This is a genomic window from Streptomyces sp. NPDC053513 (genome assembly GCF_044544765.1).
GTDB lineage: Bacteria > Actinomycetota > Actinomycetes > Streptomycetales > Streptomycetaceae > Streptomyces > Streptomyces litmocidini.
In genome coordinates, this window is record NZ_JBITXP010000005.1 from 308927 (window position 1) to 329847 (window position 20921).

Sequence of the window (20921 nt, forward strand, 5' to 3'; positions counted from 1 at the left end):
GTCGGGAGGCGTCATGACATTCGTGCAGATCATCGACTGCAAGACGAGCCGGATCGACGACCTGAACCGGCTCATGGACCGGTGGGTCGAGCAGACCAAGGGCAAGCGGACCGCGACGCACAGCATCGTCGGCAAGGACCGCTCCGACGCGGCCCACGTGGTGGAGATCGTCGAGTTCCCCTCGTACGACGTGGCCATGCGGAATTCGCAGCTTCCCGAGACCGACCGGATCTTCCGGGAGATGGTCGCGCTCTGTGACGAGATGCCGACCTTCACCGACCTGGACGTGGTCCGGGACGAGCAGATGTACAAGGCGGCCTCGCGGCGGTTCTTCGAGCTGGTGTCGATGCCCGGGGAGCTGCCGCCGCTCGACGAGGTGTTCGCCGAGGGGTACCACGACCACGATCCGAGCAATCCGACGGACGCGGTCGGGATGGACGCGCTGCGGCGCGAGGCCGAGATGTGGCGGGCGGCCTTCGACTTCACGTTCACGATCGACGACCAGATCGCGGACGGGGGCCGGGTCTGCACGCGCTGGACCTGGAACGGCACCCACGTCGGCGACTTCATGGGGCTCCAGCCGACCGGGATGGAGGTGAGCATGACCGGGATGGTCGTCCACCGCTTCCGGGAGGACGGGAAGGCCGTGGAGGGGTGGTGGCAGTACGACATGCTCGGGCTGATGGGGCAGCTCGGGGCCGTGGAGCCGTAGGAGAAAGCAGTGAGGCCCGGTGCTCCCGCGACGGGAGCACCGGGCCTCGGCTGTCAGTCAGCTGCCTCAGTGGGAGTGGCCGTGACCGTGGCCGTGGCCGTGGTCCGCCGGCTCCTCTTCCTTCTTCTCCACCACGAGGGTCTCGGTGGTGAGGAGGAGGGAGGCGATGGAGGCGGCGTTCTCCAGGGCGGAGCGCGTCACCTTCACCGGGTCGATGACGCCGGCCTTGACCAGGTCGCCGTACTCGCCGGTGGCGGCGTTGAAGCCGTTGCCCTTCTCCAGCTCCGCCACCTTCGAGGTGATGACGTAGCCCTCGAGTCCGGCGTTCTCGGCGATCCAGCGCAGCGGCTCGACGGCGGCGCGGCGGACGACGGCGACACCGGTGGCCTCGTCGCCGGTCTTGTCGAGGTTGCCTTCGAGGACCTTGACGGCGTGGACGAGCGCGGAGCCACCACCAGAGACGATGCCCTCCTCGACCGCGGCGCGGGTCGCGGAGATGGCGTCCTCCAGACGGTGCTTCTTCTCCTTCAGCTCCACCTCGGTGGCGGCGCCGACCTTGATGACGCAGACGCCGCCGGCGAGCTTCGCGAGGCGCTCCTGGAGCTTCTCGCGGTCCCAGTCGGAGTCCGTGGACTCGATCTCGGCCTTGATCTGGTTGACGCGGCCCGCGACGTCCTCGGAGTTGCCGCCACCGTCGACGATGGTGGTGTCGTCCTTGGTGACGGTCACGCGGCGGGCGGTGCCCAGCACGTCGAGACCGGCCTGGTCGAGCTTGAGGCCGACCTCCTCGGCGATGACGGTGGCACCGGTGAGGGTGGCCATGTCGCCGAGCATCGCCTTGCGGCGGTCACCGAAGCCGGGGGCCTTGACGGCGACGGCGTTGAAGGTGCCACGGATCTTGTTGACGACGAGGGTGGAGAGGGCCTCACCCTCGACGTCCTCGGCGATGATCAGGAGCGGCTTGCTGGCGCCGGCCTGGATGACCTTCTCCAGGATGGGCAGCAGGTCCTGGATCGAGGAGATCTTGCCCTGGTGGATCAGGATGTACGGGTCGTCGAGGACGGCCTCCATGCGCTCCTGGTCGGTCACCATGTACGGGGACAGGTAGCCCTTGTCGAAGGCCATGCCCTCGGTGAAGTCGAGCTCCAGGCCGAAGGTGTTGGACTCCTCGACGGTGATGACACCGTCCTTGCCGACCTTGTCCATCGCCTCGGCGATGAGCTCGCCGACCTGCTGGTCCTGCGCGGAGAGCGCGGCGACGGCGGCGATGTCGGACTTGTCGTCGATCGGGCGCGCGGTGGCGAGGAGCTCCTCGGAGACGGCCTTGACGGCGGCGTCGATGCCCTTCTTCAGGGCGGCCGGGGAGGCGCCGGCGGCGACGTTGCGCAGACCCTCGCGGACCAGGGCCTGGGCGAGCACGGTGGCGGTGGTGGTGCCGTCACCCGCGATGTCGTTGGTCTTGGTCGCCACCTCCTTCACGAGCTGGGCGCCGAGGTTCTCGTACGGGTCCTCGATCTCGACCTCGCGGGCGATCGTGACACCGTCGTTGGTGATGGTGGGGGCGCCGAACTTCTTGTCGATGACGACGTTGCGGCCCTTGGGGCCGATCGTCACCTTCACCGTGTCGGCAAGCTTGTTGACGCCGCGCTCAAGGGCGCGACGGGCGTCCTCGTCGAACTTCAGGATCTTCGCCATGGGAGCGGTTCAGCCCTCTCGGATTCTGGTGGAACGAACTGCGCCCCCGGACGCCCTGTGCGGGGTCAAGGGGCGCAGCTCAAAGCATCTGCTTCAGATACCTGGGTTACCTGGTGAATTACTTCTCGACGATCGCGAGCACGTCGCGAGCCGAGAGGACGAGGTACTCCTCGCCGTTGTACTTCACCTCGGTGCCGCCGTACTTGCTGTACAGCACGATGTCGCCGGTCTTGACGTCGAGCGGCAGGCGCTCGCCGTTCTCGAAGCGGCCCGGGCCCACGGCCAGGACGACGCCCTCCTGGGGCTTCTCCTTGGCGGTGTCCGGAATGACCAGGCCAGAGGCGGTGGTCTGCTCGGCGTCGAGCGGCTGGACCACGATGCGGTCCTCGAGCGGCTTGATGGCAACCTTGGAGCTGGTGGTCGTCACGATCCGACCTCCCCCTTCGGAGATCTCACGGGGTTAACTGTCTGAGGTGGCGACCAGGTGGATCCGTCGTCGCGGGTGCCGGACCTGCCCGTCGCTGTGTTGGCACTCTCCAGTGGGGAGTGCCAGAGCCGAGACTATGACCGCGATTAGCACTCGGTCAAGCGGAGTGCCAATTCATCGCTCCGTGGCGTGAGAGCGGGCGTGACGGCGGGCCCGGCGACGGGCATGAGGACGGGCCCGGCGACGGGCGTGTCCGTACGGGGCGTCCGGGCCTCTTCGCAGCGCTTCGCGTCCACCGCCGCCCGTACGCGCTGGACCGGCGAGGGACGGGGGTGCACCCGCTCCGCCGCCTTCCGGCCGAGCCGCTCGATCGGGTCGACCGAGGAGGCGCAGGCCGGGAGGGCGAGGAGCGCGCCGGTCACGGCGAGGGCGGCGACCCACCTCGTACGCGGTTCTCTCATACGTAGTCCTCGAGTCTCGCCACCGCGTACCCCTTGGACGTGATCACGTTCATCACACGGCGGATCATGTCCGGCATGGTGCCCTTCCAGTCCTCCTTGCCGCGGAAATGGGTGAGCACGATGTCGCCGGGGTGCAGGTCCCGGTCCCACTCGCGCCACTCCATGTGGTCGGGGAAGGCCTCGGCGGCCCAGAGCGGGACGGCCTTGACGCCGCAGCTCCTGGCCGCGCGCAGGGTGTCCTCGTTGTAGTTGCCGTACGGCGGGCGGAAGAGCGGGGGCCGCTTGCCGAACCGCTTCTCGATGACGTCCTGCATGCCGCAGATCTCGTGCTTCTGCTCGCCGTACGAGAGGGCGGGCAGGTAGGGATGGTGGAGGGTGTGGTTGTGCAGGGAGACGCCGGACTCCTGCGACTTCTGCATCTTCGCGAAGTAGCCGTAGTCGTCCTTGACGAGGTAGTCGCTGAGGAAGGCGCTGTAGGGGATCCGCAGCTCCTTCATCATCGTGAGCAGCCGGGGGTCCTTCTCCGCGCCGTCGTCGATCGTCAGGAAGACGACCTTCTGCTTGGTCGGGACGGTGGTGAAGACGGGCGGCAGGCCCTCTCCGTCCGTCTCGAAGCCCTTGCGGGTGGTGATCTTCGGTTTGACGGCAGGCGGGGCGGGGGCTTCGAGCGGGGGTTTGGCGAGCCCCCACTTCTTGGCGGCGAGCACGCGGGCGGCGCGCTGCGCGCGGACCCGCTCGACGTACGCGTTGAGGGCGCCGGCGGCCGGGGCCTGCTGTTCGGCGGCGGCGGCAGGGGCGGGTGCGCCGCGCTCGGGTTCGGCGCTGCCGGAGCAGGCCGTGGCGGCGGAGGCGAGGGCGGCCACGGCGAGCGCCGCCCCCAGCGTCCGGCGGGAGCGGTGCACACCTTTTGCCATCATCTGGTCCTTTTGTCGTACGAGCTGCATGGCGCCGCATCCTGTCAGCGCGGGAGCCCCTTCCGGGCCGCGACACCGCCGTACCGCACCCGCCGTCCCCCGGGCGGCCCACAGCCCCCCAGGGGCCAGAATGGGACGGGTGACCGACCTCGCCTCCTTCGCCGCCCTGCTCAGCCCCGAGGGGCAGACGCTCCTCGCCGCCCTGCGCGACTACGACCCCGCCCAGGAGCTGGCGGTCGCCTCCCGGCTGCGCCGCGACCACCCCGCCGAACTCGTCACCGCGGCCCTCGGCCAGGCGCGGCTGCGGCAGCGGGCGGTCGCGAAGTTCGGCGCCGAGGACGCGTACCGGATGTACTTCACGCCCAACGGCGTCGAGCAGTCGACCCGCGCCTCGGTCGGCACGTACCGGGCGGCCCGGCTCAAGGCGCTCGGCGTCCGGAGCGTCGCGGACCTCTGCTCCGGGATCGGCGGCGACGCGATCGCCCTCGCCCGCGCCGGGATCTCCGTCCTCGCCGTCGACCGGGACCCGCTGACCGCCGAGGCGGTCCGCGCCAACGCGGCGGCGCTCGGCCTCGCCGACCTGATCGAGGTCCGCTGCGCCGACGTCACCGAGATCGACACCAGCCCGTACGACGCGGTCTTCGTCGACCCGGCGCGGCGTGGCGGCCGGGGCAGGATCTTCGACCCCGAGGCGTACTCCCCGCCGCTCTCCTGGGCGATCGACGCGGCCCGCCGGGCGCCGCACGCCGCGCTGAAGGTGGCGCCGGGCATCCCGCACGAGGCGGTCCCCGAGGAGGCCGAGGCGGAGTGGATCTCGGACGGCGGGGACGTGAAGGAGGCCGTGCTCTGGTTCGGCACGGAGCCGGGCGCCCGCCGGGCCACGCTGCTGCCCTCCGGCGCCGGGCTCACCGGCCGGGGGCTGCCCGATCCGGCGGTCCGCCCGGTCGGCCGCTACCTGTACGAGCCGGACGGCGCCGTGATCCGGGCGCACCTGGTCGCCGAGGTGGCGGAGGAGCTGGACGGCGGCCTGATCGACGAGACGATCGCGTACGTCACGGCGGACGAGCTGCGCCCGACCCCGTACGCCGCCGCCTACGAGATCACCGACGAACTCCCCTTCAACCTGAAGAAGTTGAAGTCCCTGCTGCGGGAGCGCGAGGTCGGCACCCTCACCGTGAAGAAGCGCGGCTCGGCGGTCGAGCCGGAGGAGATCCGCCGCAAGGTGAAGCCGAAGGGCCCCCACGCGGCGACGGTCCTGCTCACTCGGGTCGCGGGAGCCCCGACGATGCTGATCGGCCGCCCCGCGGGCGGTGGGCGGTGAGCCGCACCGCGAAGCGGTAGTGGCCGACGGCCTTCGCCAGGCCGGTCAGCCCGGTGACCCAGAGGATCAGGGCGACGCCCATGCCGTACGCGACCAGGCCGTACCCGTCGTCGCGGCTGACGCCCGCCGGAACCGCGAAGCCCATCCAGAGGCCGGTCGCGCACATCGCGAAGGACAGCAGCAGCCAGCAGGCGCTGAGGACGGGGGCGCGCAGCCGGGCGTCCGTCGGACCGTGCCGGTCGAGGAGCGCCCACTGCACGAGGCGCTCCCGGACGGTCCGGTCGCGCCGCAGGCTGCGGACGGTCAGCCACACGGCCGGGACGAGGATCCCGATGCCGGGGACCGCCGTGAGGACACCGAACATCGTCGTCATCGGGTCGGAGAGCGGCGCGCCGATCGCGATGAGCAGCACGCCGATCAGCGACCAGCCCAGTTGGAGCAGGAGGAACCAGAGCAGGAACAGCACGAGCCGCCCTCCGCCGAGCAGCCTCCTGCCGAGCTCGTCGAGGGCCAGTGCCCGGTCGGCGAGCCGCGCCTCCCGGTCGGGCCAGCTCTGGAGTTCGGCCGGCGGGGGCGGAGGGGGGAGCGGGGTGCGCGGGGACATGCCCAGCACCCTAAGGCGCGCCCCGCCGGGGCGACCGGACGCCCCCGGGATCTCCTCGCACGGCCTTCCCTCACCGCCCCCGACTCCCCTGTGCCCGGCCCGAGGTGCGGGCCCGCCCCAGCAGCAGCTCCCGCTCGCTCTCGTTCCTCGTGAGCGCGGCGGCGCGTTCGAACTCCGCGCGGGCCTCGTCCGTCCGGCCGAGGCGGACGAGCAGGTCGCCGCGGACGCTCGGGAGCAAGTGGTAGCGGGCGAGGGACGGTTCGGCGGCGAGGGCGTCGACGATCCGGAGGGCCGCCTCGGGCCCCTCGGTCATCGACACGGCGACCGCGCGGTTCAACTCGACCACCGGGGAGGGCGCGAGGGCCCCGAGCCGCCCGTAGAGGGCGGCGATGGTCGCCCAGTCCGTCTCCTCGTACGAGGCGGCCCGCGCGTGGCAGGCGGCGATCGCGGCCTGGAGGGCGTACGGCCCGTAGGCGCGGCCGTCCCCGGCGCGGGCGAGGGCGGCGTACCCGCGGCGCACCAGGAGCCGGTTCCAGCGGCTGCGGTTCTGCTCGGCGAGGAGCACCGGCAGCCCGTCGGGCCCGGTGCGGGCGGGGATGCGGGAGGCCTGCAGTTCGAGGAGCGCGCAGAGGCCGTGCACCTCGCTCTCCCCCGGCATCAGGGCGGCCAGGCCCCGGGCGAGCCGCAGGGCGTCCTCGCACAGGCCGGGGCGGAGCAGGTCGTCGCCGGCGGTGGCCGCGTACCCCTCGTTGAAGATCAGGTAGACGACCTCCAGGACGGAGCCGAGGCGGGCCGTCCGCTCCTCCCCGTACGGCACCTCGAACTCCACGCCCGCCTTCGCGAGCGTCCGCTTGGCCCGGGTGATCCGCGCCGCGACCGTCGCCTCGGGCACGAGGAAGGCGCGGGCGATCTCGTCCGTCCGCAGGCCGCCGACGAGCCGCAGGGTGAGCGCCGCGCGGGCGTCGGCGGAGAGCACCGGGTGGCAGGTGGTGAAGACGAGCCGGAGCACGTCGTCGTCGATGTCGCCGGGGCCGGACGGCTCGGGGTCGTACGACTCCTCCGTGAGCGTCCGGCCCACCTCGGCGAGCTTCCGGGCGTACGTCTCCCGGCGCCGCACGAGGTCGACGGCGCGGTGCTTCGCGGCGGCCGTCAGCCAGGCCCCCGGGCTGTCCGGGACGCCCGACCGCGGCCACTGCTCCAGCGCGGAGACGAGCGCGTCCTGCGCGAGCTCCTCGGCGATGCCGACGTCCCGGACGATCCGCGTCACCGTGGCGATGATCCGCGCCGACTCCATCCGGAAGACCGTCTCCAGCGTGCTCTCCACCACCGTCACGTCTCACATGACAGCACGACGCGGGTCAGCCTTCCGGCATCTCCTCGACCTCGCGGACCTCCAGGCCGACCTTCCAGTGCGGCGGGTGGACGGCCAGGAACCGCTTGCCCCACTCGACGGCCTCGGCCATGTCCTTGCACTGGAGCATCGCGTAGCCGCCGACGACCTCCTTGGTCTCGGTGAACGGGCCGTCGGTGAACGACAGCTTCCCGTCCGACCAGCTGATCCGGGTGGCCTCGGCGGTCGGCTTCAGTCCGGCCGTGTCCACCATGGCTCCGGCCTTGGTGATCTCCTCGAAGAGCTCGCCCATCCGCTGCTCGAAGCCGGGGTCGGCGCTCTCCATGTCGATGGTGTTCTCCTCGATGCGGACGAGGGACAGGAAGCGGGGCATGACGACTCCTCGGTGTGCGGTGGGCGGGGCCGTTCCCCGCCGTCCACACATACGTCGAACGGGCCGGGCGCGCATCGACACCGCGCGGAAGGAATTTCTCAGACGTAGTCCTCCAGGCGCGCCACCGTGAAGCCCTGCTCCTGGATCTTCCGCAGCAGGGTCGCCGTCATCTCGGTCATCGTCCGGCCCTTGAGCTCGGACGGGCCCCGGAAGTGGGCCAGGACGATGTCGCCGGGGTGCAGCTTCCGGTCGCCGCGCTGGTACTGCATGTTCTTGATCTGCATGGACTCGCGCCACAGCACGATCGCGTCGAGGCCGCACTCCCCCGCCGCCGCGCGCGTGGCCTCGTTCCAGTTGCCGTACGGCGGCCGGAAGAGCCGCGGGGTCTTCCCGTACCGCTGCTTCAGCTTCGTCTGCTGGCCGCAGATCTCCCGGCGCTGGGCCTCCGGGGAGAGGGTGCGCAGGTCGGGATGGGTGAGGGTGTGGTTGGCGAGGCCGTGGCCCTGGGCCAGCAGGGGCTCGAAGTACGGGTAGTCGGCGCGGATGGCGGCGTCCGTGAGGAACATCGTGAAGGGGACCTTGAGGTCCTTCGTCATCCGGACGAACTCGGGGTCCTTCTCGGCCCCGTCGTCGATCGTGATGAAGACGATCTTCTCGCGGGTGGGTATCTCGCTGATGACGGGCACCGGGCCGCCGGCCGTGCGCCGCACCGGCTTGACCGCGGGCGGGGCGGGCGGGGCGGCGAAGGGCTTCAGGCCCCATCTCCGGTACGCGGCGGCAGCGGCGGCCTCCGGGGCTTCGGGCGCCTTGCGCCCGGCTTCCCTGGTGGGCGGGGCGGACGGGGAAGCCGTCGGGGCGGCGGCCGCGGAGGGCTCCTCCACCGTGCAGCCGGTCACCAGGAGGGCGACGGTGGTCAGGGCCGCCCACAGCGCGATCGTCTTCTTCACGCGCTGTGGGATGCCCCAGCGGGTCGAAAGGTTGCCCGATCCTCGCTTATTCGACCGATTCTTGTTCGATCGATTCGAATCGCCAGCGGTGGACCGGACGGGTGATCAGTTCCGCGTCCGGCTCCGGCAGCTCGGGCAGCTCCGCGTCGAAGCCCTCCGCCTCCCACCAGGTAAGGACGAGGACCCGGTCCTGCGGGGCCCGGAAGAGCTCCCGGCGGACCGGCTCACGGGCGAGGACCTGGGCCCGCGCCCACTCCAGGAGCTCGGCGCCCCGGCCCTGGGCGGCCCTGGCCTCCCACATGAGCGTGAGCCTCACGAGTACAGGTTCTCCTTGCTGACCTCGTGCACGTGGTCGTGGTCGTGGGAGTGACCCGGCACGTGGGGGTCCGTCACCGGCAGGGAGGAGTCCGCCGACAGCTCCAGGTCCGAGGCCGGCCGGTTGCGGGCGACCATCTCGGAGCCGAGGGCCGCGACCATCGCGCCGTTGTCGGTGCACAGGCCCGGCCGGGGCACCCGCAGCCGGATCCCGGCGCGCTCGCAGCGCTCCTCGGCGAGGGCCCGCAGCCGCGAGTTGGCGGCCACGCCGCCGCCGATCATCAGGTGGTCGACGCCCTCGTCCTTGCAGGCCCGGACGGCCTTGCGGGTGAGCACGTCGACGACCGCCTCCTGGAAGGACGCGGCGACGTCCCGCACGGGCACGTCCTCGCCGGCCGCCCGCTTGGCCTCGATCCAGCGGGCCACGGCGGTCTTGAGGCCGGAGAAGGAGAAGTCGTACGCGGGGTCGCGGGAGCCGCTGAGGCCGCGCGGGAAGGCGATCGCCTCGGGGTCGCCCTCCTTGGCGAGCCGGTCGATGACCGGGCCGCCGGGGAAGCCGAGGTCGAGGACGCGGGCGATCTTGTCGAAGGCCTCGCCGGCCGCGTCGTCGATGGTGGCGCCCATCGGCCGCACGTCGGAGGTGATGTCGCTGGAGAGCAGCAGCGAGGAGTGCCCGCCGGAGACCAGCAGGGCCATCGTCGGCTCGGGCAGCTTGCCGTGCTCCAGCTGGTCGACGCAGATGTGCGAGGCGAGGTGGTTGACGCCGTAGAGCGGCTTGCCCAGGGCGTAGGCGTACGCCTTGGCGGCGGAGACGCCGACGAGCAGGGCGCCCGCGAGGCCGGGTCCGGCGGTGACGGCGATGCCGTCGAGGTCCTTCGCGGAGATCCCGGCCGTCTTCAGGGCGCGCTCGATCGTCGGGACCATGGCCTCCAGATGGGCGCGAGAGGCGATCTCGGGCACGACGCCGCCGAAGCGGGCGTGGGTGTCGACGCTGGAGGCGACGGCGTCGGCGAGGAGCGTGGTCCCGCGGACGATGCCGACGCCGGTCTCGTCGCAGGAGGTCTCGATGCCGAGTACCAGCGGTTCGTCAGCAGCCATCAGATCTCAGTCCCAGTTCCTTGAACGATCAGTCGCATCACGAGCGCGTCGACATTGCCCGGCTGGTAGTAGCCGCGCCGGAACCCGATGGGCTCGAAGCCGAAGCGCTCGTAGAGCTTCTGGGCCCGGGTGTTGTCCACGCGCACTTCGAGGAGGACCTCCTCGCACTCGAAGGCGGTGGCTTCCTTGAGCAGGTCGGTGAGGAGCCGGGCGCCGAGGCCCGTGCCCCACTGGTCGCGGGAGACCGCGATCGTCTGCACGTCGCCGAGTCCGCCGGCTGCGGCGAGCCCGGCGTACCCGACGAGCCGGCCGTCGGACGGGTCCTCCGCCACCACGTAGTGGCGGGTGGCCCGCGGTCCCCTGGCGTGCGCGAGCTCCGACCAGAACATCCCCTCGGACCAGGCGTCCTCGGGGAACAGCTCGGCTTCGAGCGCCAGCACGGGTTCGATGTCCCACCAGCGCATCTCGCGCAGCACGGCCCCGGTCACGGCGGCGCTCACTTGGGGGTGACCACCTTGTAGTTCTTCGGCACCTGCGCGTCGGGGCGCCGCAGGTACATCGGCAGCGGGTCGAGGAAGCCGTCCCCGCCGGCCGCGAGCCGCTCGGCGGCGAGCCCGGCGAGCGCGGCGGCCGACTGGTGCTCGGGGTCGCGGGCGTCCGGGAAGGCCTCGGGGTAGAGGCGGGCGCCGGATCCGACGACGGGGAGCCCGGCGAGGGACTCGGCGATGTCGGCGGGCCGGTCGACGGCCGCGTCGCCCACACGGGTGCGGGAGTCCGCGTACCGCGCCCAGTAGACCTCCTTGCGGCGCGCGTCCGTCGCGACGGCGAAGGGCCCCTCGATCCCGGAGGCGTACGCGAGGCCGTCGAGGGTGCACAGGCCGTGCACCGGCACGCCGAGCGCCGACGAGAAGGCCGCGGCCGTGACGAGGCCGACCCGGAGGCCGGTGTACGGGCCGGGGCCGACGCCGACGACGATCCCGGTGACCGCGTCGAGTTTCAGCCCGGCCTCCGAGAGGACCCGGTCGACGGCGGGCAGCAGCAGCTCCCCGTGGCGGCGGGCGTCGACCTGACTCGACGAGGCGACGACGGCCTCGCCGTCGTGGAGGGCGACGGTGACGGCGGGGGTGGCGGTATCCATGGCGAGCAACAGCACGCGAACAGCCTACGGCTCCCGGGCACGCTGCCCCGAACCTCGGGGCGGCGGCTGCTACCGTCACCCTTCGATACGTACGTACGAGAGGTGGACACGGTGGCAAGGAGCAGCTCGGGATTCGTGGCCGGGCTCACGGCGGCGGCCGTCGCCGCGGTCTGTTTCCTCGCCTACCAGGCCTCGGCGAACGCGCCGGCCGATCTGTCGGTGAAGCCGCGGACGCCGGGCACGGCCGCCCCCTCGGCCTCGCCGAGCGGCGGCCCGAAGCAGCCCGCCAAGGACCCCCTCGCCGTCCCGGCCGGCTCGGGCAGCGGCGAGCGGGTGGTGTACTCGCTCGCCGACCGCCGGGTGTGGCTCGTGGACGAGAAGGGCCGGGCGACCCGCACGTTCAAGGTGTGGCCGAGCACGGTCGACCCGGTCCCCGGCGCGTACACGGTGACCTCGCGCTCGGGCTCGGTGCGCGGTTCGGACGGCGTGCAGATCGAGCACGTGGTGCGGTTCGCGACGGCCCAGGACGTGGCGATCGGCTTCAGCGCGGCGGTCGACGGCTCGACGCCGTCCCCGGACCCGGCCCGGAAGACCGGCGGCATCCGGATGAAGCGGGCCGACGGCGACGTGATGTGGACGTTCGCGGTGATCGGCGCGAAGGTCGTCGTCGTCGCCTGAGGCGTACGACCAGGCCCGTACGTCAGGCCCGTACGTCCGACCCGCGCGTCCGACCCGTACGTCCGGCCCGCGCCGCCCGGCCGTGAGGCGTGTCCGGGCTCTACGCCGCCTCGTCCCGCACGGCGTCGCCGTCCCCTTCCCCCGGCTCGGACGGCTCCGGCGGCGGGGTCGAGAGGGTCCGGGCGGCCGCGCAGGACGCGAGCAGCTCACTCATCGGGACGTGGTCCCGGGCGGTTTCCGCGCGTTCGGGCGTCGCCATGCATGCCTCCCGTAGGTTAGGTACACCTAACCAGTTCGTGCATCCATGTCACCACGGCTCGTGGGACCCACGCAACACCTTCCCGACACGTTGTCGGAATCTACGTGCGTTCAGACCAGCGCGAGGTCCTCCTCGGCCCAGCGCGCGCCGATCCCGCGCAGCACGACCGTGCGCCGGTCGTCGTCGGTGTCGCCGGTCACCCGGTGGATGAGGAGGTGCAGCCGGTCGTCGGTCAGCTCCTCGACCTTGCCGTCGCCCCACTCGACGACGACCACGGACTCGGGCAGCGAGACGTCCAGGTCGAGGTCCTCCATCTCGTCGAGCCCGCCGCCGAGGCGGTACGCGTCGACGTGGACCAGCGCCGGGCCGCCGACCAGGGACGGGTGGACGCGGGCGATGACGAAGGTCGGGGAGGTGACGGCGCCCCGCACGCCGAGCCCCTCGCCGAGGCCGCGGGTCAGGGTCGTCTTCCCGGCGCCGAGCTCACCGGTGAGCATGACGAGGTCACCGGGACGGAGGACCTTCGCGAGCCGACGGCCGAGCTCCTGCATCTGCTGCGGGGAGTCGACGGAGAGGGTGGCGCCGGAGACGGACGGGGCGGCGCCGGAGACGGACGAGGTGGCGCCGGAGACGGGCTGGTCGGCGCCGGGGACGGGCTGGTGCGCTGCTTCCATACCCGCAAACTTAGCTCGTGCGGAACGGCTCCCCCGCCGGGACGGCACCGGCCCGCACCAGGAGGTCGGCCAGCCGGTCGGTGACCGCCTCCGGGTGCTCCAGCATCACCAGGTGGCCCGCGTCCGGGACGATGACGAGCTCCGCGTCCGGCAGCAGGGCGGCGATGGCCTCGGTGTGCGAACTGGGGGTGACCAGGTCGTTGTCCCCGGCGAGCGCGAGCACCGGCAGCTCGCGCAGGACGGCGAGGGCGGCGGCCTTGTCGTGCTCGGCGAAGGCCGGGTAGAAGGCGGCGACCACGTCGATCGGGGTCGACTCGATCATCCGCTCCGCGAAGCGGGCGACCGCCGGGTCCACGTCCTTCGACGCGAACGAGTACTTCTTGATCAACCCCGCGAAGAGGTCGGCGGTCGCCCGCCGCCCGCGCTCGACCAGTTCCGCCTGGGAGCCCAGGGCCCGCAGGACGCCCGGCAGGACCCGCCGGACGGCGTTGACCCCGGCGAGCGGCAGCCCGTACGTCACCTCCGCCAGCTTCCCCGCCGAGGTGCCGACGAGGGCGACGCCGGCGACCCGGTCGCGGATCAGCTCCGGGTACTGCTCGGCGAGCGCCATCACCGTCATGCCGCCCATGGAGTGCCCGACGAGGACGAGCGGCCCCTCGGGCGCGGCGGCGTCGAGGACGGCCTTGAGGTCGCGGCCGAGCCGGTCGATGGAGACGGGCACCGCGTCGGGCCCGGCCTGGGAGGCCCCGCCGCCGGAGCGGCCGTGGCCCCGCTGGTCCCAGTGGACGGTGCGGACGAGCCCGCGCAGGGCGGCCCGCTGGAAGTGCCAGGAGTCCTGGTTGAGGCAGTAGCCGTGGCTGAAGACGACGGTGACGGGGGCGGGTTCCTTCCGCCCGAAGAGCCGTCGGCGGCGGGCGGGCGGGGTGTCCGCCTCGACCTCGTCCACCTCGTAGTACAGGACGGTCCCGTCGTCGGCGAGCGCCCGGCCGGGCGTGCCGCGCAGCCCGCCGTACGGGCCGGTGGCGTCCAGGGCGAGCCGCGCCTTCTGCCGTACGGAACGGCCGACGGTGAGCCGCTCGACGGCGACCCCGGCGGCCGCTCCGGCGGCGAGGACGCCTATCGCGGCGCCGGCGAACCCGGCGCGCCTCCAGCTGCTCCCGTTCGACTCCGCCATGGCGGGCTACTCCCCCAGGTAGACGCGCGGGACGCGCGCCCCGATCCGGGTGACGATCTCGTACGCGATGGTGTCGGCTGCCACCGCCCAGTCCTCGGCGGTCGGCTCGCCCCGGTCGCCGGGCCCGAAGAGCACGGCCTCGGTGCCGGGCTCGGGGGCGTCCCCGCCGAGGTCGACCACGAACTGGTCCATGGCGACGCGCCCGGCGACGGTGCGGACGCGGCCGCCGACGAGGACGGGCCCGCGCCCGGAGGCGTGCCGGGGAACCCCGTCGGCGTATCCCAGCGGGACGAGCCCGAGGGTGGTCTCCCCCTCGGTGACGTAGTGGTGCCCGTAGCTCACCCCGTGCCCGGCGGGCACGTGCTTGACCAGCGCCACGCTCGCCTTGAGCGACATGACGGGCCGCAGGCCGAGCTCGGCGGAGGTGCCGAGCTCGGGGCTCGGCGAGACGCCGTACATCGCGATGCCGGGCCGGACCAGGTCGAAGTGGGACTCGGGCAGGGTGAGCGTGGCCGGGGAGTTCGCGATGTGCCGGACCTCGGGCCGGACGCCCGCCCGCTCGGCGTGGTCCAGCATCGAGCGGAAGACGTCGAGCTGGGCGGCGATGGAGGGGTGGTGCGGCTCGTCGGCGCAGGCGAAGTGCGACCAGAGGCCGGTCACCTTCACGTGCCCGTCGACCTCGGCCTTCAGGGCGGCCCCGACGAGCTCGGGCCAGTCGGCGGGCTGACAGCCGTTGCGCCCGAGGCCGGTGTCGGCCTTGAGCTGGATCCGGGCGGTCCTCCCGACGGCCTTCGCGGCCTCGACGACCTCGTCCAGGGCCCACATGCCGCTCACCGACATGTCGAGACCGGCCTCGATGCCCTGGTCCCAGGGGTCCCCGGGGGTCCAGAGCCAGCACAGGACGGGCACGTCCGTGATCCCGGCGGCGCGCAGTGCGAGCGCCTCGTGCGGGGTGGCCGTGCCGAGCCAGTCCGCGCCCGCGTCCAGGGCGGCGCGGGCGCAGCGCAGGGCTCCGTGTCCGTACGCGTCGGCCTTGACCACGGCCATGATCCGGACGTGGGGGGCGACGCGGGCGCGCAGCGCGCGGAGGTTCGCACGCAGCGCGCCGAGGTCGATCTCGGCGCGGGCCCTGGGGGGCGGAGGTGTCTCAGTCATCGCGCCCAGTCTCTCAGGTGTCAGTGCCCGGGCCGCTTTCCCCAGATGTAGACCCGGTCACCCTTACGGAGGACACCCCAGAGTCTCCGCGCGTCGGCGTAGCTCAGATTGACGCAGCCACGGCTGCCGCCGGGCGTGGCGAGCTGCCCGTAGACGGCGTGAAAGGCCTGGCCGCCGCTGAAGAACTGGGCGTACGGCATGGGGGTGTCGTAGATGGAGGACCAGTGGTCCTTGTGGCGCCAGTAGACGGTGTGCCAGCCGGTGCGGGTGGCGTAACCGGGCCGCCCGGTCCGCACGTTGACGACCGCATATGTCACCTTTTTCCCCTTCCGCACCCACATGAGCTGACGGTCGAGGTCGACGCAGGCGACGGCATACGTCTTCACCGGGCAGCGCCGGCCCGGGTCGAGGTTCTTCCGGGCGGCGAGCAGCTCGGCGCGGGCCCAGGTGACGGGCCCGGCGTACCCGGCGGCCGGCTTGATCTTCTCCTTCACCTGGAAGGCACGGATCGCCCGGCAGTCGGCGGCGGACTGCTTCCCGTCGACCCGCAGCCCCAGCAGCCGCTCCACCCGCCGCTGGTAGGTGCTCGCCTTCGCGGTGCAGGCGGCACCGACGGCGCTGCGCGGCAGGTACTCGACCAGCTCGTCGACCTCCTCCTCGGGCTCGGGCACGGGGACGTCGCCCTCCGGCTGAAGGGGCGGCAGCACCTGATCGGGCGTGTCCATCGGATACTCGGCCGACCCGGCCCCGACGACACCGGGCACGAGCGGATCGGGATCGCCGGCGGGGTCCTGCGGGGCGGCAAGGACCGGGGTCCCGGGATCGGGAGGGGCGGCGAGGGCGACGGGCCCCCACGCGAGGGAGGCGGCGAGGACGAACGACAAGGACGCGGTACGGGTTCTCCAACTGGTCACCCCACCCACCCAATCCGCCCGCCGCCCCGGCAGCGCGCGGTAACCCACGGCTGGGTCAACGGTGTTCGTCCGAGTGGGGTGAACGAGGGGGACGAAGGAGTGAGGGCGAAGGAGTGGAGGTGAACCCGGCGTCGTCCACTACGCCCCGGCCGTCACGTCCCGCCACGCCCCCCGCAGCGAGTCCGCCACCTCCGTGGCCGTCACCGGCGCACCCCCCTCCGACGCCCGGCGGGCGGCGAGCCCGTGCAGGTACGCCGCGCAGGAGGCCGCGTCGAGGGCCGGAAGCCCCGCCGCGAGGAGCGACCCGGCGAGTCCCGACAGCACGTCGCCGCTGCCCGCCGTCGCCAGCCAGGACGTCCCGGTCGGGTTCACCCGTACGGGTCCGCCGTCCGCCCCGCACACCACCGTCGTCGAACCCTTCAGGAGGACCGTCGCCCCGAAGCGGCCCGCCAGTTCGCGCACCGCCGCGAGGCGCCCCGCCTCGACCTCCTCGCGCGCGACGCCGAGCAGCGCCGCCGCCTCGCCGGCGTGCGGGGTCAGCAGGGTCGGAGCCGTACGGGCCCGGACGGCGTCCGGCACGAGCCCCCGCAGGCCGTCCGCGTCGACGAGCACCGGAACGTCCGAGGCCAGGACCTCCCCGACGGCGACCCCGGCGCCCGGCCCCTCCCCGATACCGGGCCCGACGACCCACGCCTGGACCCGCCCCGCCTTGTCGGGGGGACCGGGGTGCACCAGCGTCTCGGGGTGCGCGGCGATCACGGCGTCACCGGCGTGCCCCACGTACCGCACGGCCCCGGCACCGCCCCTCAGCGCACCGGCGACGGCGAGCACGGCGGCACCCGGATAACGTGCCGACCCGGCGAGGACGCCGACGACGCCCCGCCGGTACTTGTCGCTCTCGGCGCCCGGCACCGGCAGCAGCCACGCCAGGTCCTCGTGCTGGAGGGCCTCCAGGTCCGGCACGCCCGGAAGGACGTCGCCGAGCCCGATGTCGACGAGCCGCAGCGCCCCCGCGTACTCCCGGGCCGGGTCGACGAGCAGACCCGGCTTGTACGCCCCGAACGTGATCGTCGCGTCGGCCCGCAGCGCCTCGCCGTGGACCTCGCCGGTGTCGGCGTCGACGCCGCTCGGCAGGTCGACGGCGACGACGACGGCGTCCGAGCCGCGCGCGGCACGGGCGACGGGCACGGCCTCGGGGCGCAGGCCGCCGCGCCCTCCGATGCCGGTGATGCCGTCGAGGACGAGGTCGGCGGCGGCGAGGGGCCCGAACGGCTCCTCGGCGACGCGCCCGCCGGCGGCCCGCAGCGCGGCGAGTCCGCCCTCGTGCGCGCGTGCCCCGAGCAGCACGGCCGTCACGCCGGCGCCGCGCCGGGCGAGGCGGGCGCCGGCGTACAGGGCGTCGCCGCCGTTGTCGCCGCTGCCGACGAGCAGGACGACCCGGGCGCCGTACACCCGCCCCTTCCCGAGCAGCGAACAACAGGCGGCGGCGAGGCCGGCGGCGGCGCGCTGCATGAGGGTGCCGGGGGGCAGGCGGGCCATGAGTTCGGCTTCGGCGGTCCGGACGGTCTCCACGCGATAAGCGATACGCATGCCCAGCAGTCTCCCCCGCCCCACGCCCCACCGCCCCCGCTGCACGGGCCCGCACCCCGTGCGCACTCGCGCCCCGGGGCGCCCACCGCCCACGTGGCCCACGCCCGGCGGGGCGGTGCCCCGTGTGGGACCCGCGCCTTGCTGGACGGCGCCCCCTGCCCGTGCGGGCCCGCGCCCGTACTGGGCGTTGCCCGCGCCCGTGCTGGGCGTTGCCCCTGCCCGTGCGGGCCGCGCCCGGGTGGGCGGTGCCCCTGCCCACCTGCCGTGTGGGCAATCGTCCCGCTGGGGCGGGACGGGTGGGCACACGGGACGGCGCCCTGAGCGGCGCCTCCGCGTTCCGCGCCCTGACCCGCACCCCGTGCGCGGCGCACAGCCCGGTGCGGGTCCAGGCACAGAAGCCTCTGGCGCTGGCAGGGCGCGGGTCCGTTGTGCCCACCCGTTCCGCCCCAGCGGAACGACTGCCCACAACGGGGTGGGCACCGCCCCGGCGGGCGCAGCCCGCGACGGGGTGGGCGGATGCACCGCCCGGCGGGGCGACGCCCACAACGGGGGCGCGGTGGGCACCGTCCCGCGGGCGCGGGCCCGCATCGGCGGGGGCACCGCCCCGGTGGGCGCAGCCCGCGACGGGGGCGGGCGTCGTCCCGGCGGGCGTGGCCCACAACCGCAGGGCGCCCACCTCGGGGCCGGAGGGGTCAGCCCTCGGCGATGACCACCGCCGAGGCCACCCCCGCGTCATGGCTCAACGACACGTGCCAGTGCCGAACCCCCAGCTCCGCCGCCCGCGCCGCCACCGTCCCCCGTACCCGCAGCCGCGGCTGCCCGCTGCCCTCGACGTACACCTCGGCGTCGGTCCAGTGCAGTCCGCCCGGCGCGCCGAGCGCCTTCGCGAGGGCCTCCTTCGCGGCGAAGCGGACCGCGAGCGAGGCGGGTCCGCGCCGTTCGCCGCTCGGGAGGAGCACCTCCCGCTCGACGAAGAGGCGCTGGACCAGCCCCGGTGTCCGCTCGATGGACGCGGCGAAACGGTCGATCTCCGCCACGTCGATCCCCACCCCAATGATCATTTCCCACTCACTCCACGGTCACGGATTTGGCCAGGTTGCGCGGCTGGTCGACCTCGTTGCCCCGCGCGGTGGCGAGCTCGCAGGCGAAGACCTGGAGCGGCACGGTGGCGACCAGCGGCTGGAGCAGCGTAGGCGTGGCGGGGATGCGGACGAGGTGGTCGGCGTACGGGACGACGGCCTCGTCGCCCTCCTCCGCGATGACGATGGTCCGCGCCCCACGGGCCCGGATCTCCTGGATGTTGGAGACGATCTTGTCGTGGAGGACGGAGCGGCCGCGCGGCGAGGGCACGACCACGACGACCGGCAGGCCCTCCTCGATGAGCGCGATCGGTCCGTGCTTGAGCTCGCCGGCCGCGAAGCCCTCGGCGTGCATGTACGCCAACTCCTTCAGCTTCAGCGCGCCTTCCAGGGCCACCGGGTAGCCGACGTGGCGCCCCAGGAACAGCACGGTGTCCTTGTCGGCGAGGGACCGGGCGAGGGCCCGTACCGGCTCCATGGTCTCCAGGACGCGTTCGACGTCGTCGCCGATCCGGGCGAGGTCGCGGACGACGGCGTGGATCTCGTCGCCCCACTGGGTGCCGCGCACCTGGCCGAGGTAGAGGGCGAGGAGGTAACAGGCCACCAGCTGCGTGAGGAAGGCCTTCGTCGAGGCGACGGCGACCTCGGGCCCGGCGTGGGTGTAGAGGACGGCGTCCGATTCCCTCGGGATCGTCGAGCCGTTCGTGTTGCACACGGCGAGCACCTTCGCGCCCTGTTCCCGGGCGTGCCGGAGCGCCATGAGGGTGTCCATGGTCTCGCCGGACTGGGAGATCGCGACGACGAGGGTGCGCCGGTTCAGGATCGGGTCGCGGTAGCGGAACTCGCTGGCGAGTTCGACCTCGCAGGGGATGCGGGTCCAGTGCTCGATGGCGTACTTGGCGATGAGTCCGGCGTGGAAGGCGGTGCCGCAGGCGACGATGACGACCTTGTCGGCCTCGCGGAGCACGGCGTCGGGGATGCGCACCTCGTCGAGGCTGAGCCGGCCGGCCCCGTCGATCCGTCCGAGGAGGGTGTCGGTGACGGCCTTGGGCTGCTCGGCGATCTCCTTGAGCATGAAGGAGGCGTAGCCGCCCTTCTCGGCGGCGGAGGCGTCCCAGTCGACGTGGTAGGCCCGGACGTCGGCGGGCGCGCCGTCGAAGTCGGTGACGGTGACGCCGTCCCTGGTCAGCTCGACGACCTGGTCCTGCCCGAGTTCGATGGCGGAGCGGGTGTGGGCGATGAACGCGGACACGTCGGAGGCGAGGAAGTTCTCCCCCTCGCCGACGCCGACGACGAGCGGCGAGTTCCGGCGGGCGCCGACGACGACGTCGGGCTGGTCGGCGTGGACGGCGACGAGGGTGAAGGCCCCGTCGAGGCGGCGGCAGACGAGCCGCATGGCCTCGGCGAGGTCGCCGACGGAGGAGAACTCCTCGGCGAGGAGGTGGGCGACGGTCTCGGTGTCGGTCTCGGAGAGCAGCGTGTGGCCGCGCTCGACGAGCTCCTCCCGGAGGGCGGCGAAGTTCTCGATGATGCCGTTGTGGACGACGGCGACGCGCCCGGCGTTGTCCAGGTGCGGGTGCGCGTTGGCGTCGGTGGGCCCGCCGTGGGTGGCCCAGCGGGTGTGCCCGATGCCGACGGAGCCGCCGGGCAGCGGCCGGTCGACGAGCTCCTTCTCCAGGTTGACGAGCTTGCCCGCCTTCTTGGCCGCGGCGATCCCCCCGTCGGAGAGCACCGCGACACCGGCCGAGTCGTAGCCCCGGTATTCGAGCCGCTTGAGGCCCGTGACCACCACATCAAGCGCCGACTGCCCGCCGACGTAACCCACGATTCCGCACATGACGGCAGGCTACGCCGGAACCCCTCCCACCGGCCGGAGTCGGCGCGGGGCGCGCCCCCGCCCGTGTCGCGAGGGGAGCGGGGCGCGCCGGACGGGCCCGGGGTCAGCCGGTCAGCCGGTCAGCCGGTCAGCCGGTCAGCCGGTCAGCCGGTCAGCCGGTCAGCCGGTCAGCCGGTCAGCCGGTCAGCCGGTCAGCCGGTCAGCC

The 20921-nt window shown here is 73.3% G+C and carries 23 protein-coding genes; 3 read left to right on the forward strand and 20 right to left on the reverse strand.

Annotated elements, in window-relative coordinates; genetic code table 11:
* The first annotated feature begins 13 nt into the window (after positions 1–13).
* Complete coding sequence (locus tag ACIGW4_RS11505) at positions 14–712, forward strand: ester cyclase (RefSeq protein WP_399579902.1); 699 nt, start codon at positions 14–16, stop codon at positions 710–712.
* Positions 713–778: 66 nt separating this feature from the next.
* On the opposite strand, the gene groL is transcribed toward ACIGW4_RS11505, so the two are convergent.
* The 4 genes from groL to ACIGW4_RS11525 all read right to left on the reverse strand — a co-directional run bounded on the left by groL (position 779) and on the right by ACIGW4_RS11525 (position 4239).
* The gene (groL, locus tag ACIGW4_RS11510) at positions 779–2407 is read right to left on the reverse strand and encodes a chaperonin GroEL (RefSeq protein WP_123454743.1); all 1629 of its coding nucleotides are present in this window, start codon (positions 2405–2407) and stop codon (positions 779–781) included.
* 118 nt (positions 2408–2525) lie between these two features.
* Positions 2526–2834 carry a co-chaperone GroES gene (gene groES, locus ACIGW4_RS11515; protein WP_017239619.1) on the reverse strand — a complete coding sequence of 103 codons (309 nt, stop codon included), beginning with the start codon at positions 2832–2834 and terminating at the stop codon, positions 2526–2528.
* Between the two features lie 146 nt (positions 2835–2980).
* On the reverse strand, positions 2981–3295 hold the full coding sequence (locus ACIGW4_RS11520) for a hypothetical protein (RefSeq protein ID WP_398710192.1): 315 nt from the start codon (positions 3293–3295) through the stop codon (positions 2981–2983).
* A complete protein-coding gene (locus ACIGW4_RS11525) occupies positions 3292–4239 on the reverse strand; it encodes a polysaccharide deacetylase family protein (RefSeq protein WP_185094611.1) in 948 nt (315 codons plus the stop codon). Before ACIGW4_RS11525 ends, ACIGW4_RS11520 begins: the two co-directional genes overlap by 4 nt.
* A 100-nt stretch (positions 4240–4339) precedes the next feature.
* Here ACIGW4_RS11525 and ACIGW4_RS11530 point away from each other — a divergent pair, with 100 nt between their 5' ends.
* Positions 4340–5530 carry an SAM-dependent methyltransferase gene (locus ACIGW4_RS11530; protein ID WP_399579908.1) on the forward strand — a complete coding sequence of 397 codons (1191 nt, stop codon included), beginning with the start codon at positions 4340–4342 and terminating at the stop codon, positions 5528–5530.
* Here the strand turns inward: ACIGW4_RS11530 and ACIGW4_RS11535 are convergent.
* The 8 genes from ACIGW4_RS11535 to tsaB form a co-directional block, all read right to left on the reverse strand.
* The gene (locus ACIGW4_RS11535; protein WP_123454735.1) at positions 5469–6134 is read right to left on the reverse strand and encodes a hypothetical protein; all 666 of its coding nucleotides are present in this window, start codon (positions 6132–6134) and stop codon (positions 5469–5471) included. The two genes, ACIGW4_RS11530 and ACIGW4_RS11535, sit on opposite strands and share 62 nt — an antisense overlap.
* A gap of 70 nt (positions 6135–6204) precedes the next feature.
* A complete protein-coding gene (locus ACIGW4_RS11540) occupies positions 6205–7428 on the reverse strand; it encodes an RNA polymerase sigma factor (protein ID WP_123457443.1) in 1224 nt (407 codons plus the stop codon).
* A gap of 64 nt (positions 7429–7492) precedes the next feature.
* Positions 7493–7858: a YciI family protein gene (locus tag ACIGW4_RS11545; RefSeq protein WP_123454733.1), complete on the reverse strand. Its 366-nt coding sequence runs from the start codon at positions 7856–7858 to the stop codon at positions 7493–7495.
* Positions 7859–7956: 98 nt separating this feature from the next.
* The gene (locus ACIGW4_RS11550; protein ID WP_123454731.1) at positions 7957–8805 is read right to left on the reverse strand and encodes a polysaccharide deacetylase family protein; all 849 of its coding nucleotides are present in this window, start codon (positions 8803–8805) and stop codon (positions 7957–7959) included.
* Between the two features lie 46 nt (positions 8806–8851).
* A complete protein-coding gene (locus ACIGW4_RS11555) occupies positions 8852–9106 on the reverse strand; it encodes a hypothetical protein (protein WP_185094777.1) in 255 nt (84 codons plus the stop codon).
* Positions 9107–9117: 11 nt separating this feature from the next.
* Positions 9118–10218: a tRNA (adenosine(37)-N6)-threonylcarbamoyltransferase complex transferase subunit TsaD gene (gene tsaD / locus ACIGW4_RS11560; RefSeq protein WP_123454727.1), complete on the reverse strand. Its 1101-nt coding sequence runs from the start codon at positions 10216–10218 to the stop codon at positions 9118–9120.
* Positions 10218–10682, reverse strand: coding sequence for a ribosomal protein S18-alanine N-acetyltransferase (rimI, locus tag ACIGW4_RS11565; RefSeq protein WP_185094776.1), 465 nt, complete (start codon positions 10680–10682; stop codon positions 10218–10220). The genes tsaD and rimI overlap by 1 nt, the downstream gene beginning before the upstream one ends.
* A 32-nt stretch (positions 10683–10714) precedes the next feature.
* The gene (gene tsaB, locus ACIGW4_RS11570) at positions 10715–11371 is read right to left on the reverse strand and encodes a tRNA (adenosine(37)-N6)-threonylcarbamoyltransferase complex dimerization subunit type 1 TsaB (RefSeq protein ID WP_123454725.1); all 657 of its coding nucleotides are present in this window, start codon (positions 11369–11371) and stop codon (positions 10715–10717) included.
* Positions 11372–11491: 120 nt separating this feature from the next.
* On the opposite strand from tsaB, the gene ACIGW4_RS11575 reads away from it, so the two are divergent.
* Positions 11492–12034, forward strand: coding sequence for a hypothetical protein (locus tag ACIGW4_RS11575; RefSeq protein ID WP_123454723.1), 543 nt, complete (start codon positions 11492–11494; stop codon positions 12032–12034).
* Positions 12035–12134: 100 nt separating this feature from the next.
* On the opposite strand, the gene ACIGW4_RS11580 is transcribed toward ACIGW4_RS11575, so the two are convergent.
* From ACIGW4_RS11580 to glmS, 8 genes are all read right to left on the reverse strand, one after another.
* Positions 12135–12293 carry a hypothetical protein gene (locus ACIGW4_RS11580; RefSeq protein ID WP_185094609.1) on the reverse strand — a complete coding sequence of 53 codons (159 nt, stop codon included), beginning with the start codon at positions 12291–12293 and terminating at the stop codon, positions 12135–12137.
* 110 nt (positions 12294–12403) lie between these two features.
* The gene (gene tsaE / locus ACIGW4_RS11585; protein ID WP_359590974.1) at positions 12404–12967 is read right to left on the reverse strand and encodes a tRNA (adenosine(37)-N6)-threonylcarbamoyltransferase complex ATPase subunit type 1 TsaE; all 564 of its coding nucleotides are present in this window, start codon (positions 12965–12967) and stop codon (positions 12404–12406) included.
* A gap of 10 nt (positions 12968–12977) precedes the next feature.
* Entirely contained in the window at positions 12978–14141 is a 1164-nt protein-coding gene (locus ACIGW4_RS11590) for an alpha/beta fold hydrolase (RefSeq protein ID WP_398710187.1), read from the reverse strand.
* Between the two features lie 6 nt (positions 14142–14147).
* Positions 14148–15296 (reverse strand): alanine racemase, encoded by a 1149-nt coding sequence (gene alr / locus ACIGW4_RS11595; protein WP_399579916.1) that lies wholly within the window; start codon positions 15294–15296, stop codon positions 14148–14150.
* 20 nt (positions 15297–15316) lie between these two features.
* Positions 15317–16210 (reverse strand): L,D-transpeptidase, encoded by an 894-nt coding sequence (locus ACIGW4_RS11600; protein ID WP_398710183.1) that lies wholly within the window; start codon positions 16208–16210, stop codon positions 15317–15319.
* 138 nt (positions 16211–16348) lie between these two features.
* Positions 16349–17800, reverse strand: coding sequence for an NAD(P)H-hydrate dehydratase (locus ACIGW4_RS11605; protein WP_123454713.1), 1452 nt, complete (start codon positions 17798–17800; stop codon positions 16349–16351).
* 692 nt (positions 17801–18492) lie between these two features.
* Complete coding sequence (locus ACIGW4_RS11610) at positions 18493–18861, reverse strand: holo-ACP synthase (protein WP_123454711.1); 369 nt, start codon at positions 18859–18861, stop codon at positions 18493–18495.
* Between the two features lie 7 nt (positions 18862–18868).
* Positions 18869–20716: a glutamine--fructose-6-phosphate transaminase (isomerizing) gene (glmS, locus tag ACIGW4_RS11615; protein ID WP_123454709.1), complete on the reverse strand. Its 1848-nt coding sequence runs from the start codon at positions 20714–20716 to the stop codon at positions 18869–18871.
* Positions 20717–20921: the final 205 nt, after the last annotated feature.

Coding starts and splice junctions, on each gene's coding strand:
- ACIGW4_RS11505 (WP_399579902.1), top strand. CDS start 14: ATGACATTCGTGCAGATCATCGACTGCAAGACGAGCCGGATCGACGAC.
- groL (WP_123454743.1), bottom strand. CDS start 2,407: ATGGCGAAGATCCTGAAGTTCGACGAGGACGCCCGTCGCGCCCTTGAG.
- ACIGW4_RS11520 (WP_398710192.1), bottom strand. CDS start 3,295: ATGAGAGAACCGCGTACGAGGTGGGTCGCCGCCCTCGCCGTGACCGGC.
- ACIGW4_RS11525 (WP_185094611.1), bottom strand. CDS start 4,239: ATGCAGCTCGTACGACAAAAGGACCAGATGATGGCAAAAGGTGTGCAC.
- ACIGW4_RS11530 (WP_399579908.1), top strand. CDS start 4,340: ATGGGACGGGTGACCGACCTCGCCTCCTTCGCCGCCCTGCTCAGCCCC.
- ACIGW4_RS11535 (WP_123454735.1), bottom strand. CDS start 6,134: ATGTCCCCGCGCACCCCGCTCCCCCCTCCGCCCCCGCCGGCCGAACTC.
- ACIGW4_RS11540 (WP_123457443.1), bottom strand. CDS start 7,428: ATGGAGTCGGCGCGGATCATCGCCACGGTGACGCGGATCGTCCGGGAC.
- ACIGW4_RS11545 (WP_123454733.1), bottom strand. CDS start 7,858: ATGCCCCGCTTCCTGTCCCTCGTCCGCATCGAGGAGAACACCATCGAC.
- ACIGW4_RS11555 (WP_185094777.1), bottom strand. CDS start 9,106: ATGTGGGAGGCCAGGGCCGCCCAGGGCCGGGGCGCCGAGCTCCTGGAG.
- tsaD (WP_123454727.1), bottom strand. CDS start 10,218: ATGGCTGCTGACGAACCGCTGGTACTCGGCATCGAGACCTCCTGCGAC.
- rimI (WP_185094776.1), bottom strand. CDS start 10,682: ATGCGCTGGTGGGACATCGAACCCGTGCTGGCGCTCGAAGCCGAGCTG.
- ACIGW4_RS11580 (WP_185094609.1), bottom strand. CDS start 12,293: ATGGCGACGCCCGAACGCGCGGAAACCGCCCGGGACCACGTCCCGATG.
- tsaE (WP_359590974.1), bottom strand. CDS start 12,967: ATGGAAGCAGCGCACCAGCCCGTCCCCGGCGCCGACCAGCCCGTCTCC.
- ACIGW4_RS11590 (WP_398710187.1), bottom strand. CDS start 14,141: ATGGCGGAGTCGAACGGGAGCAGCTGGAGGCGCGCCGGGTTCGCCGGC.
- alr (WP_399579916.1), bottom strand. CDS start 15,296: ATGACTGAGACACCTCCGCCCCCCAGGGCCCGCGCCGAGATCGACCTC.
- ACIGW4_RS11605 (WP_123454713.1), bottom strand. CDS start 17,800: ATGCGTATCGCTTATCGCGTGGAGACCGTCCGGACCGCCGAAGCCGAA.
- ACIGW4_RS11610 (WP_123454711.1), bottom strand. CDS start 18,861: ATGATCATTGGGGTGGGGATCGACGTGGCGGAGATCGACCGTTTCGCC.
- glmS (WP_123454709.1), bottom strand. CDS start 20,716: ATGTGCGGAATCGTGGGTTACGTCGGCGGGCAGTCGGCGCTTGATGTG.